The sequence below is a fragment of the Paenibacillus tundrae genome, assembly GCF_036884255.1.
Taxonomy (GTDB): Bacteria; Bacillota; Bacilli; order Paenibacillales; family Paenibacillaceae; genus Paenibacillus.
The window spans coordinates 5,829,837-5,843,869 of sequence record NZ_CP145605.1 but is presented as its reverse complement, the minus strand read 5'-3'; the positions used below and the strand labels follow the sequence as shown (position 1 = coordinate 5,843,869).

General features: G+C 44.8%; 8 protein-coding genes. 7 read left to right on the top strand and 1 reads right to left on the bottom strand.

Annotated elements, in window-relative coordinates; all coding sequences use genetic code 11:
* Nucleotides 1–6 precede the first annotated feature (6 nt).
* The 4 genes from V6W81_RS26260 (at nucleotide 7) to metK (ending at nucleotide 5,282) form a co-directional block, all read left to right on the top strand.
* Entirely contained in the window at nucleotides 7–2,649 is a 2,643-nt protein-coding gene (locus V6W81_RS26260; protein WP_338540830.1) for a hypothetical protein, read from the top strand.
* 155 nt (nucleotides 2,650–2,804) lie between these two features.
* Nucleotides 2,805–3,398 (top strand): hypothetical protein, encoded by a 594-nt coding sequence (locus tag V6W81_RS26255; protein WP_338540829.1) that lies wholly within the window; start codon nucleotides 2,805–2,807, stop codon nucleotides 3,396–3,398.
* A gap of 148 nt (nucleotides 3,399–3,546) precedes the next feature.
* Nucleotides 3,547–3,822, top strand: a complete 276-nt coding sequence (locus V6W81_RS26250; RefSeq protein WP_056693790.1) for an alpha/beta-type small acid-soluble spore protein — start codon at nucleotides 3,547–3,549, stop codon at nucleotides 3,820–3,822.
* Nucleotides 3,823–4,079: 257 nt separating this feature from the next.
* Entirely contained in the window at nucleotides 4,080–5,282 is a 1,203-nt protein-coding gene (metK, locus tag V6W81_RS26245) for a methionine adenosyltransferase (protein WP_128103769.1), read from the top strand.
* A gap of 107 nt (nucleotides 5,283–5,389) precedes the next feature.
* Here metK and V6W81_RS26240 read toward each other — a convergent pair whose 3' ends face one another.
* Nucleotides 5,390–6,241 (bottom strand): Rpn family recombination-promoting nuclease/putative transposase, encoded by an 852-nt coding sequence (locus tag V6W81_RS26240; RefSeq protein ID WP_338540828.1) that lies wholly within the window; start codon nucleotides 6,239–6,241, stop codon nucleotides 5,390–5,392.
* 192 nt (nucleotides 6,242–6,433) lie between these two features.
* On the opposite strand from V6W81_RS26240, the gene V6W81_RS26235 reads away from it, so the two are divergent.
* The 3 genes from V6W81_RS26235 to V6W81_RS26225 all read left to right on the top strand — a co-directional run bounded on the left by V6W81_RS26235 (nucleotide 6,434) and on the right by V6W81_RS26225 (nucleotide 14,009).
* Nucleotides 6,434–10,255 (top strand): S-layer homology domain-containing protein, encoded by a 3,822-nt coding sequence (locus V6W81_RS26235; protein WP_338540827.1) that lies wholly within the window; start codon nucleotides 6,434–6,436, stop codon nucleotides 10,253–10,255.
* Between the two features lie 142 nt (nucleotides 10,256–10,397).
* A complete protein-coding gene (locus tag V6W81_RS26230) occupies nucleotides 10,398–10,859 on the top strand; it encodes a hypothetical protein (RefSeq protein ID WP_338540826.1) in 462 nt (153 codons plus the stop codon).
* 426 nt (nucleotides 10,860–11,285) lie between these two features.
* A complete protein-coding gene (locus V6W81_RS26225; protein ID WP_338540825.1) occupies nucleotides 11,286–14,009 on the top strand; it encodes a stalk domain-containing protein in 2,724 nt (907 codons plus the stop codon).
* Nucleotides 14,010–14,033: the final 24 nt, after the last annotated feature.

Genomic DNA, 14,033 nt, shown 5'->3' with positions numbered 1-14,033 from the left:
TTGGAAGTGGATCATAAAAAGGTCATGATGACTTTGTTATCAAGTATGTTGTTCATCAGTTCCAGTGGGGGGATCGTATCGGCGGCAAGTACGTCGGGAGATTCGGGGAAACCTGCGACGAATAGTGCAAATAGTAATACAACTCAGAAGGATCAGACGCCTGCTACCAAAAAAGTCGTACATACACTGGCTAACGTGCCCGCGGTGAAAGTTACTGCTCGTAGTACAGTGCATCTAACCGATGTGAATATATTAGCTCAAGATGATGGAAATACGGTGACATATACGTTATCGTACAAGAATAATGATAGTAAACCGATGATGATGCTTGATTACTGGAGCAAAGTGAAAACTAAAGGTGGGACAAGCTTCTCTCCGAAGCTAATTGCTAAGGATCAAGAGAAGAAGACAGTTTCACCTGGCTCTACAGTAGAACTCACGTATGTGATGAAGGTTGGACGTGAAGTGAAGTTAAGTGACCTGAATTTCCTCATCGTCAAATGGGATTTCAGTAAACCGAATTACGAAAGCACTTTAGGGAAGTTCAATGTACCTGATTCGTATAGCATCACAACGCCAGTTGGCAAGACAAAGACCGTTCGCCTAAGTGATTCAGCGGTAAAGGTGAAGGTATCTGGGATTAAGGTGTATCCAGGTGAAGATAAGAAGCAATACGTCAAAGTCGGCGTAAACCTCAATAACATCAGCTACAAGCTTTTGGATAATCCGAATATTAAGTGGATTTTGCGTACACCAGGTGGTACGAACTATCCCTTAACGCTGGACAAAGATAGTGCAAGCGTCAGCATTCAGGCACAAGCGAACAAAACGTTGAGTTTACTTGCTTCCTTACCAACGGCAGTTAAACTGGAGAGATCCGAATTGTTGCTTGTTGAAGAACAAGGTGAAGAGAAGACCGCGCTGCCTGTAGCTGCACTTCAATTGCCAGAAGCAAGTCAAACGAACGTGAATACGGAAGCGAATCAACCCAACATCATCTCCATTGATGGACAACCGGTATCTACACTGCTGGAATCTGCTCGGACGCGTGTAGAAGATGAAGAATATGATCTGACGATGCAATGGGTCATTAAGAACCAAGGTAAGAAGGAAGTGAAGATTCCCAAATACGGTTTAGAGATTCGTACAGAGGATGGCGTAGCTTATCCGATCGAGACGAAGGCACTGGATGATCTGAAGCTGAAGCCGGGTGCAACGAAGACGATTAAGCTGATCTCTACCATTCAAGGGGATGGGGATACAAGCAAGATCAAATTCTATGTCATGACGCCAACGACCAAAGATGAGAGCAAGGAAGGCGATACAAGCTCTAATGGACTGGAGTTCTCTTATCCTGTGGGCATATATACGATTCCTGATTCAGTAATTACTGGAGATGGCTTAACAACAGAGACAGTCATTAAGAACGGTAAAGGAACGTTCGGTGTATCTGTTGGTTCCTTGCAGCGTCTGCCATGGACAGATGGTGATATCATTGCTGCGAAAGTCACCATTCGTAATGCTTCGAACAAGACGGTTCAATTGCCTGAGTTAGAAGCGATGTTCACCATTGATTCCGCACGTATTGATGGCGATACGAAGTTAATTCGTGCCCAAGGTGGTAAGCTGCTTGGTTCGGGCATGGTTACTGAGGCATATCTCATAACCAAGATTCCGTCTGAACTCAACATGAGTCGTCTGGAGGTAACCTTGCTGGAGAAAGTAAGTGAGCAGGAAACAAACGATTGGATTACCCTTAGCACGTCTGGTTTAATCCAGCCACTCTCTTATGTCGGTGAAGGCAAGACCTTTACCCAAGGTACAGGCGAGAAAGAAACCGAGCTTGGTGTACGTAGAACGTATATCTATCCAGGTACTTCATCCAACATCGTATATACTGAATTCGAAATGACGAACAAGTCTCTTCGTCAGGGTGGTCTTGGTAAGTTGGTGGGTTACTACAAGACAGCTGATGGTCAGTATTACAAAGCAACGGCTAAACAAGCAGATCGTGCACCAGGACCGGGTCAGAAGAGCGTTGTAACCTTCTGGGCGAAAGTACCGAGAGGTGTTACGTCATCTGATATGCGTCTAATCGTAGGTGAAGGAATTGCGGACAACAAGTTTGTGACAGGTGAAGGAGAAGCTACAGCTTATGTGAATGCGATGTCCTTCGAGGTACAGCCAAGAACATTGCCAGTGCTGACTTCACTGAACGACATTGACCTGTATCCGTACAAATTCTCTGGTGGCAACATTAGAGCATATCTCACAGGTGGAACGTCGGTACAGATCGAGATGATCTACTCTCTTACACAGGATGAAGCTGTAGATAGTGGAGAATATAACCACAAATTAATCCTATCCCTGACAGACGGATCTGGTAAAGTATTTGATAAAGAACTTACGCCAGGAACGGATCTGAAAGTAGGCATTAATCAGACGCTGAACTGGAGCATCGACGATACCGTGTTTGACAAAATCCGTGGTGGATCATACCGCGTGGCATTGTACGATGTGTTCGAGGGTCAACGCCTTCGTCTTGCAGAACAAGGATACAGCTATGATGTGTCCAAACTTCCAAAAGAAGAACCTGAATTCCCTGAGATCCCGGAAGAAGGGTCGAACTCATCTCGTAACAATAACTAAAGTAATGAATAAGCAATAATATACTAGTTTTGCATACCAAGCAGGCATCCCAAACCTCGTCTCTAGTGTAACGGAGACGAGGTTTTGCTTGTCGCATCGCGCTTTTTTCTCTATAGTAAATATTAGATAGATTACCAGAGGAGGAACATAGACAGATGAAACCTTATATGAAAGTATCCCTGGCTGCGCTAGCGATTGGTGTTGGCGTGTGGGTTGGGTCGGTATACAGCAATACGGCAATTGGTGCAGGGACAAGTCAGCCGGGAACAGCAGATGATCCAGTGGTGACCAAAAGTTATGTAGATCAGCAGATTCAACAAGCCTTGGGTGGTAAAATTCCGACAGGTGGAAATACAAGTAGTGGTGATAACAGCAACGCTGGTTCAGGCAATACAGGTGGGACGGGTACAGGTTCTACTACACCAGGTAGCACAGGTGGAGAATCGACACTTCCTCCATTAGTGTCCGGTGCTTCTGAATCGCTGGAGATTGTGATGGTGAAGCCGGGTCAACAGCTTATCGGTGCAACTGGCGCGGAGTTCATTGTGCGTAGCGGTAAAGCTGTGATCGTCAGTGAGGGTACCAATGGTGTAGCCGATCTGACGGACGGGGTAGACCTGACGAGTGGTCAAGAGGCACCGACTAATCATCTTCTTTCTTTTCCGAAGGATGGTCGCGGTATTGCAGTTCTTGACGGTAACAAATACAGTCTGACTGTAATGGTACGCGGCGGATATACTCTGAAATAGAGTGTGCATAAGTAATAGAAATTATTCACGATTATGTATAATGGATTGCGCAGATTAACCAGTTCTAACAAACATTTATACGGCTAGCCAGCCTGCTTCTGGATCAATCTAAACCTGTAAACAACCAATAACCGGAGGTGCAGGAACGATGGCTAGAAGCAACCGCAAAGTGGTACCGGAAAGTCGGCAAATGCTGGATCAGATGAAGTATGAGATTGCAGCGGAGTTTGGTCTGAATGTGGGGTATGGCGGTAAAGGTAGTCTTGCTGGTGCAGATACTGAATTTGGTTCTGAGCTGGGCGAGATCAATCACTCTTATGGTCAATACAAAGGCTGGGGACATCTGACATCACGTGAGAATGGATCGGTCGGTGGAGAGATCACCAAAAGGCTGATTCGCCAGGCAGAGCAGCACTTATTATAGATATTCTTTCATATTGAGTGGTTTGACACTACTTGACAAATACGATAAGATGGCAGTTGAGGTATGCAACCTTTTCCATGGTAGGAGAAGGTTGATTTTTTATTGGGGCAATTACCTGAAAAATCCTTATCTTCGTAACTTAGGACTCCGGGTCCTTTATTCCGACTGGAAAGCTTCGAGGGTACAGTGAACGAACCACCGTAAATGTTTTGTTCGGGCAATCGCCATACTACTCGTTATGGGAGGTTGAAACTTCAATGTCTATTAAAGGCCGGCATCTATTCACATCGGAGTCTGTAACTGAAGGACATCCGGATAAAATTTGCGATCAGATTTCGGACGCCGTGTTGGACGCGTTCCTTGCGAACGATCCTAACGCTCGTGTGGCGTGCGAAGTTTCCGTAGCTACAGGTCTTGTGCTTGTCATCGGTGAGATCAGTTCAGCGTCTGAATACGTGGACATTCCGTCCATCGTTCGTAATACGATTAAGGATATCGGATACACACGTGCGAAGTTCGGTTTTGATTATAACACTTGTGCTGTACTGACTTCTCTCAACGAGCAGTCTGCTGATATCGCACAGGGCGTAAACGCAGCTCTTGAGCACCGTGATCCAGAGCAAGTTGCGCGCGAAACAGAAAATATTGGTGCTGGTGACCAAGGTCTGATGTTCGGTTTTGCTACGAATGAAACACCTGAGCTCATGCCTTTGCCAATCGCACTATCCCACCGCATCGCACGCCGTCTGGCAGAAGTGCGTAAAGACGGTACATTAGAATACCTTCGTCCAGATGGTAAAACTCAAGTAACGATCGAATACGACGGTGACAAGCCTGTACGTGTGGACACGATCGTTGTATCTACGCAGCATGCGGAAGAAACTACGCTTGAGCAGATCCAAAAGGATATCAAAGAACACGTTATCTTGCCTGTTGTACCAGCTGAATTGCTGGATGAGCAGACTAAATATTTCATCAACCCAACAGGACGTTTCGTTATTGGCGGACCTCAGGGAGATGCGGGCTTGACTGGACGTAAAATCATCGTAGATACTTACGGCGGTTATGCACGTCACGGCGGCGGTGCGTTCTCTGGTAAAGATCCAACAAAAGTAGACCGTTCTGCTGCATATGCAGCTCGTTACGTGGCGAAAAACCTCGTAGCAGCAGGTCTTGCAGACAAAGTAGAAATCCAGCTCGCTTACGCGATTGGTGTAGCCAATCCGGTATCGATCAACGTAGATACATACGGAACAGGCAAAGTCAGCGAAGAGAAATTGGTTGAGCTTGTACGTAACAACTTCGATCTTCGTCCGGCTGGCATCATCCGTATGCTGGATCTGCGTCGCCCAATCTACAAACAAACTGCTGCTTATGGTCACTTTGGCCGTACAGACTTGGATGTACCTTGGGAGCAAGTGGACAAAGCAGATCTTCTGAAATCTCAAGCAGGTCTGTAAGTTTCACTGTGTAATTTCTGCAAATGAATAAAACAAGTTATGCCCAAAAAGCCCCTGATTCCGAGAAAAGGAATCAAGGGCTTTTTTTTGGACTGTGTGGTAAGACTTTAGTTGTCATTGTCATGACGTTCATTCAACTTGAGAATTTCGTCCTTCGTTAGGCCGGAGGCATCCACAATAATGGAGAGTTCAACTCCCATTTTCAGTAGTTTTAAAGCTATCTCAATGGCCTTTTTTTGTTCGCCTTCTGCAAAAGCACCTTCTCGAATTGAAGCCTCATCATGGAGGTATCTTTGCCGTGCTTCGTATTGCAGACGGATCTCTGCATCCTGACTAAGAAATTCAAGGGTATTCATCGCTTTTTTGAGTACAGGCTCATTCATGCTTAGCACCTCCCATTGATCTCGTTCAGTTCCATTCAAGAATAATAGCCAATTTACTAACCCACCTTCCTGAACGGAATGTTCGCGTGCATCAAGCTTGGGTAATTCCAGAAAGTGAAGTTCGATATCATCGGACAATGTAATCCCACTGCGATCTTCACGCAAATGGAAGATGTTATGGTACTGTTCGTTGGGTAGAAAAGAAAAGTTGAGTATGTTAATGGTTACACATTTTTTGAGCGCTTTATATGGCTGCCCCTCCGTAAGTTGCGCGCTGTACAGCTTGCTCCAATAGAAGAGAGTTCTTTTCTCCGTATCATATTTGTTGAATAACTGCATTTCAACATTAATAAATTCTCCTTCAGATGTTTTACCCCGAATATCAAGAATAGATTGTTTGTCCGTTGGTGCGTCTTTATCTGTGTAGGGATTAAGTAGTTGTATTTCTGTAAGTGGAGGCTGGTTTGCTTCTGCAAAGGTTCTGTTCAGGAAAGTGAGCAATACGTCACGATTTTCTTCGCTGCCGAAGATGCGTTTGAATAAAAAATCGTTGCGAGGGTCAAGCAACTCTGTCATTTTCATTCAACTCCGTTTCTTCTTATTATACCATAGAAGCAGAAGTCTACTTCAAGGAAGGGAGTTGAGTAGATGAGAAAATTAATACCAAATCCCCCCTTTTATCTAATCGAAATAGCTTGTTTTGCCGACATACATAATGAGGTCTGTACATCAGACAAGAGAAGAAATACAGGATAAGGGGGAAGATCAGTGAACTTGAATAGAATAGCGAGAAAAGGCTTACTTGGAATTCTTATCGTGATGCTGACCGCACAAGGTTGGCTAACGGGTTGGAGTGGAGTAGAGCAGGCAACATATGCTGCCGGTGAATTGACGAACAGAGGAATTGTAAATACAGTTCCAGGAGTGAATGCAAAAAATGTCGATGGCTCAACGCCATTGGTGATTGAATTTGCTAGACCAGTTCAGAAGGCCACAGGTACGGTAGCTATTAAACGTGTTAATGACGATACGGAGGTTGCTTCGATACCGGTATCCAGTAATCAAGTAATTATTGGAACTACAGGGCCAATCACCAGTCCAGCAGTACCACCAACTGAAGATGACTCAACTACAACACCTGCTACTGGACAATTTGTAACCATTACGCTGGGTTCTTCAGTTACAATCCCAGGGGGGAAATATTACGTTCAGATCGATTCAGGGGCATTTGTCTACACGGATAGTGCTGAACCTGCTGCTTTTGCGGGATTGAATAAAGAGTGGACGTTTGATACGGATGGTGTAGGTACAGCTTCCATTACGAACAAAACCCCTCAGAATGCAGCTTTTGGGGTGACACCTGCTTCCAATGTGTCGATGACATTCGATAAACCAGTCGTTGCTGGTGCGGGTACGCTACAGATTTTCCAAGGAAATGCTACGGGCACACCATTTGAAGAAATTGCTATTGGATCTTCGTTAATTAAAGGTCTGGGAACTCGGACGATTACGATTGATCCTGTCAAAAATTTCAACAGCAACAATACATATTACATCGTGATGCCTGAAGGGTTTTTGCGAGATCAGCAGGGAAATGACATCAGCGCGATCAGTGGTATGGATTGGGGATTCACTGTGCAATCTGATCCAACTGCATTAACGGTGACTAGTTTGTCTCCTACGAATGGAACAACTAATGCGGCACTAAACAGTACACTAACGGCTACGTTTAGCAAGGAACTTGATCCTACGTATCGAGGACAGATCACGCTTAAAAAGGCAAATGGAACAACGGTTGCATCAACAACGACCTTTAGTTCGAACAACAGACAACTGATTGTTACCCCAACCAGCACGTTGGAGAATAATACGAATTATGTTGTTGATATTCCTGCCAATACGTTCCGTGATCAAGCAGGCAATACGTTTGCCGGCCTGAATGGATCAACCTCATGGGCATTCAAAACAATAAGCAGAGATACAACAGCACCTGTGCTGAAAACGTCTAAGATGCACGACAATTCAACGATTCGTCTTACGTATGACAAGTGGCTTAGCAGCACCAGCCCATTAAGCAGTAGCTATACGGTTACGGTGAACGGAGAAAATCGGAGTGTCAGCACCACGTACATCTCAGGTGACAGTGTGTATGTTGTACTGGGCACGGGAGTAGCAGTAGGACAGGTTGTACGGATTGCTTATGCCCCTGGCACAACTGGCAATCGCGTGACCGACCAGTCTTCTAATGCTGCCCCTGCATTTGGCGCTCGAGATGTAGAGAACGGGTTAGACTCCGTTATGTCTAAGCCGCGTGAAGGAAATGCATACTATAGTACCATTACGTTGTATTACCCTGAGACGGTGTATATTACTTCAAGTGATGCAGCGAGACAATTCAGTGTAACAGCAGATCAGTCTAATGTAGGCATCAATAGCATCTCTATTAACGGAAGTTCAGTTGTAACCTTGAATCTCAGTCGTTCTATTACGGATGGTGAAGTGGTTCGTGTGGCATACACACCAGGCGCATGGCCTGTAAAAGATACACGTGGACAAGCTCTTGCTGGCTTCAGCGGTTTCTATGTCCGTAACTCGATTGATACCAAACCACCTGAGTTCAAGAGTGCAGAGGTCAGTGGTAACAAATTATGGATTCGTTACAATGAACCATTGAGTACAACGAACAAACCAGCGAATAGCCAGTATTCTGTTCTAGTCGATGGCAAGCCGGTCTACGTTAATGATTCGGTGATCGAGGATGATCTGGTTACGTTGACACTGGCTTCGGCTGTGAAGGAAACTCAAAATATTTCATTATCTTATGTACCTGGTTCATTACGCTTAACGGATTTGAATAATAACCCTGCAGGATATCTGAATCTCACGCCAGTCACATATACGTACGGTAACGGCAAAATCCTGTCAGCTACGATTCAGGGAGACACGGTTCAGATTAACTTCCGTGATGCAATCCAAGCAGAGGCGGCATTAACATTGCCTCAGTTCAGTGTAGTAGTGAATAGTTCAACTGCAACGATATTATCAGCTACAGCTACTGGCTCGGTGGTGACATTGAAATTAGATACGTCAACTATTGGGACAGGATCAACCACAACTACACAGACGGGAACGGTAAGTTATGTACCTGGAGCTGTCCCAATCCGGGATGCATCTAGTGTAACTGTACCGGCGTTTGGGCCGCTTACATTGCAACAGACGACCAATACTAACGTCAATAACAATCAGACGGGAAGCCGTCCGGTTTGGGTGACGGAAATGGATACATCAAACTATGGTCAGCCGTTACTTGTAATGAATAACAATACAGCCTCTGCTGTACCTGCGATGTCTCATTTTAACCGCTCTACGCGACAGTTCAATGTGGATGGAACGAAATTGATTCAGTCCTTTGAATATGCTTCTGCTTCAGGGAAATTGAATCAACCGATTGTGTTTGAGATTCCAGATAGTGAGTCCTCTGCGTTCGTTGGATTCCCATTGAATGCACTGACACAGGTGGCTACAAGCTATCGTACAGGTACGATTGGTGTAAAATATGGTGATCGTCTCTGGACGGTGCCACTAGCTAATCTGGATCTGGCAGCAATGAGCCGGAGCCTGGGGACGATTGGGGCTTCTACAGTAATTACACCGATTAACACAAGCGCAGCCACAGGCGCAGCGGCTCCATCCTTCTATATTCAATTAGAAACGGTTCCTGTTACTTCATCGGGAACAATGGAAGGTTTGATTGCAAGCGCAAGAGCGCAGAAGCTAGCTAACTCTACAGATGTCTATGCATTTGCTAGTAGTGGAACGAATAATCAGCGTGTAGAGCAAAAAGTTAAAAGCCAATTGGCGATGCAGCTGGCTGCTAACACGCCTAGCTTAACGTCTGGATTTGCCTTTGTTGATCCAGTGACGTTTAAACTTTCAAATGTGCCTAGCTCCTTCAAAAATATTGCTAGTGGAGTAGTGATTCAAGGACAACTAAGCGGCAACCAGGAGATCGTTCCAATTAATAACGTTGTGAGTTATCCGGATACAGCTTCACACTGGGCAAGTGAGGTCATTAAGGAACTTTCAGCTAAATGGATTATTAGTGCACCCAATGGTTCCTACTACCGTCCAAATGAGAACATTTCACGTGCAGAGTTCGCTGAATTAGTTGCTAGAGGACTAGGATTAAGCGGAGAACCAAACGCTGCAAGTCGTTTTCCTGACGTTCGTAGTGGAAGTATCACAAGTGCCTATATCGGTGCTGCTGCTGAAGCAGGAATTATTACAGGTAATACCGATGGTACGTTCAAGCCAGATCGTCCAATTACTCGTGAACAGATGGCCATCATGATGGTTCGTGCCTTGAATTACGGAGGCCAGCAGACGGTGCTGAACTCTTCATCGACGTCTATTTTATCGAAGTTCAATGACAACAAGAAAATCCAATCCAAGGATTCTGTTGCCAAAGCGGTGCAGGAGGGAATCATTCAAGGGATGACTTCGAGAACATTCGAGCCCCAAGGCAATGCGACGCGTGCACAAGCAGCAGTAATGTTGAAGCGTGTATTGGATAAGTTAGGGTATTTATAAAAGGTATAGATTAACGTATTAACAACAATGTTACTCATCCAGAGTTGGGGTTAAAGGTGAGTAATTAATAGGAACACTTCAAGAAAACACATTTCTTGAGGTGTTCTTTTTACTTGAAAATAGGATACTTAGGAGGGGCATATTGAGCTATATTTATTTCAAAAACTTTCATAAAGTTGATTATGACGACGCTTCATCCATGATTTTTAATTGTTGCACAGAAAATAATGAAGTTTTATTCGCGTATATTGAAAGCAATTTAGAAGAAGAATCAGAAGGAAACAAGCATTTCATCAATACGAATCAAATGATTGTGAGCGATGAATGGATTTTTCCTGGAGAAAATCTGGGCTATGTTAACAATATCGTTTGGTATAGAACTAAAACTGAAGTTGAAATTAAGCGTGCTATGCAGATTGACAATTTCTTTAGATGTATCATATTACCTAAAGATGCAGCTTTGGCTCAGTTTGATTATTTAATGTTTATGATCGAAGATGACGATTCACCAGTTCTATGTGTCTATGATCAGAAAACAGACTTTAGAGATAGCGTATTACCTAAGATAAAGTGCTATTTCAAGGAATCAAATATAAAAACATAGCATGTTGAATTGTTGGACGAATTGAGCACACAGAATGTATCTAAACAAATTCCTTTACAATTAATTAAAGGCGGGATTAGGTGGATACTCTTGAATTGAAAAAATGGAATGTAAAGAGGATTTAGATGACTATGTAAGGATATCTAAATAGAACAAAACAAGCCTTAAGGTATCTTTATGTGTGCCATTATAAAGTACATTCTAAAAGAAATCTAAGCAATTCGTTGAAGCTGCTGTCTGTAATTCACAGGCGGCAGCTTTTTTGAATTCCAATATAACCCTCAATCTTGATGATGGGCGTAACTTTTTCCTGAAATAGAAGTCTATTAATAGAAGAGTATGCTAGAGATCTAGCCTTTTTCTGCATAGTGGTAGAGAGGTGCAATCTCTAAGATTGATATACAAGATGGGAGAGACGTTTCGAACATGCTGGGGAAACACGAGAAACAGCTGGTAGACGTTAAGGGTAGTAAGGCGAAAAAATGGATGATCGTGACGCTGGCAGGCGTAATCTGGATTGCACCGGTTATGGATGTAGGACAACAGGTCTTGTCTGGAACCTCATGGCAATCCGTGGCTGCAGCGGCATCTACAAATACAACGAAGCTGGGAGAAGAGATTCTCACTTCCGGTGCGAAGCTAATGAAATACAGATATACAACGACACGCTCGGGCTCTAAGGTGAATGTCCTGGCCGACGTTATCCAAGTGGATCTACAGAATCCGTATGTGAAGCTAGATGTGATGACAGGTAAAGGCGGTACGCTGAACACGAAACAGAGCACAGGTGGCATGGCGAAGGAAAATGAAGCAGTTGCCGCGGTAAATGGCGATTATTTCAACGTATCAGGAGAGCTGGCACCCATTGGTGGACAAGTATCGGATGGCGTTCTGATCTCTACTCCTTCTGAACTGTCAGGCATGTATGCTCTCACGGTAACCAAAGATGGCAAGCCGATGATTGATGAATATTCTTTTGATGGCTCGGTAAAAGCAAGTGATGGTTCAACCTTCGCTCTGCGTGGGATAAATAAAGAGGATTATACAGTTGAATCCGGCGCGGTGAAATACAGTCATGCGAACTCCATGTATATTTATACACCAGCCTGGATTTCGGATAAACGTCCAAACGACCCTTCCACCACACCAACTGAGGTGCTCGTACAGAACGGCGTAATCACCCAAATATCGGATAAAAAAGCACTGAACATGAAGGTGCCAGCAGATGGGTACATTTTGCGTGCTCATGGAACGGCGGCAACGTGGATCATGAGTCATCTGTCTGTTGGACAGCCACTCACGGCGGATTACAAGTTAAAAGCCAAAACGACAGGCCAGACGGTTGATCCGAGTAATCTGGATATGATGATTGGCGGACACACCATTCTGGTGAATGGGGGCAAAGCGGCAGCGTTTTCACGTAATATTGCCTCATCCGGTATCGGTGGTATTCGCGCAAGAACAGCAGTGGGATACTCGCAGGATGGTCGTTACGTGTACATTATTGCTGCAGAGAAAAACAGTAACAGTAGCGGTATGTCGCTAAACGAACTACAATCCTTCATGACCAGTGTGGGAGTATGGAAAGGCATGAATCTGGACGGCGGTGGATCAACCACAATGGTAACCCGTCCATTAGGAGAGCAGTCTGCAGGTCTTACCTTCAACACAGAGTATGGTACGGAGCAACGCCAGGTCGTTAATACACTGGGGGTATTCTCCACAGCTCCAGAAGGTAAACTGAAAGGCTTCGCGATTAGCGGTAGCAAAACATTGTTAGTGGGTCAGCAAGGAACGTATACGTCCAAAGGTTATGACACGTACTACAATCCAATCGCAACAGGCGATCTTAACTTCTCATGGAAGTCGAGCAATAACGGCATTGTTAGTGTGAGTAATGGTGTGATCAAAGGCGTGAAGCCGGGAACAGCCACCTTGACCGCATCAAGCAATGGTGCTTCCTCTTCTATTAAGGTCACAGTGCTCGGTGGAAACGAACTTGCTTCCTTGAAGGCTGGATCAGGGCTTGGTTCACTGAAAGCAGGATCAACGATATCTATCCCGGTTACCGCACAGACGAAAGACGGACAGAGCGTAACGGTTCCGGCAGATTCACTGACTTGGGAATTTATCGGATTCAAAGGTAAGGTAGCAGGAGATCAGTTGACGGTATCTTCGGTCAATTCGGGAGCACAGGTGGGTTATGCGATCGGTCGTTATGATGGCTATAGCACAGTTGTCGTTCTCTCTGCGGCTGCGAGTGAGACGATGTGGGAGAATTTTGAAAACGTGAATTATCCTATTAACTTCACTACGAATGCAGCAGGTGTGACTGGTTTAGCGATCGTTGTGAATGGAACAGGCGAGAAGTCAGGTTCCAAGGTGCTTGAACTGGGCTATGATATGACCGCAGGAACAGGTAAAATGTATGCTTATGCACAACTCAACGGTACAGTCGGTAGAGAAGTATCTGCGGCGGCAACCTCCATGTCCCTAGATGTAATGGGCGATAAGAGCTTGAACTGGCTCCGTGCAGAGTTCACTGATGCGAATGGCAAAACCGTCTACGCTGATCTTGCGAAGGCAATTGATTGGACAGGTTGGAAGAAAGTGAATGTCGATCTGAACGGTCTGAATATTGCTTACCCAGCGAAGCTGAAGCGAGTGTACGTGGTTAATGTGGAAGAAGGTCAGGACGAGCGTGCGATGACAGGTAAGGTTGCTTTTGACAATATTGCCTTCACGATGCCATCTAAATCAAGCGAGGTTGGACTGCCGACTGGCACAGCTTCCTTAGTGCTTGGACAGAAGTCGATGACCGTTAACGGAACGAAGAAAGCGATCGATGCGGCACCTGTATTGAAAAATGGAACAACGTATGTGCCAATTAAGCATGTACTGGATGCATTTGGCGGACAGGCGAGCTGGGATAGCAAAAATCAACGCATTACCGTTTTGCGTGGTGGAAAGTTGATTGATCTGGTGGTTGGTCAGAAAGAATTCATTATTAATGGTAAAAGACAGAGTGCAACTGTAGCTCCGTATGTATCAGGGGGTAGGACTTTGGTCCCTCTTCGTCTCGTTTCCGAGCAACTTGGATTGACTGTAAAATGGGAACAGAAAACGAAGACCGTTACCATCTCATCGTGATATGGTATGATATATACCGGAAAC

Excerpts from the sequence above, each read along its gene's own strand:
- V6W81_RS26255 (WP_338540829.1), top strand. The coding sequence starts at position 2,805 with ATGAAACCTTATATGAAAGTATCCCTGGCTGCGCTAGCGATTGGTGTT.
- V6W81_RS26250 (WP_056693790.1), top strand. The coding sequence starts at position 3,547 with ATGGCTAGAAGCAACCGCAAAGTGGTACCGGAAAGTCGGCAAATGCTG.
- metK (WP_128103769.1), top strand. The coding sequence starts at position 4,080 with ATGTCTATTAAAGGCCGGCATCTATTCACATCGGAGTCTGTAACTGAA.
- V6W81_RS26240 (WP_338540828.1), bottom strand. The coding sequence starts at position 6,241 with ATGACAGAGTTGCTTGACCCTCGCAACGATTTTTTATTCAAACGCATC.
- V6W81_RS26225 (WP_338540825.1), top strand. The coding sequence starts at position 11,286 with ATGCTGGGGAAACACGAGAAACAGCTGGTAGACGTTAAGGGTAGTAAG.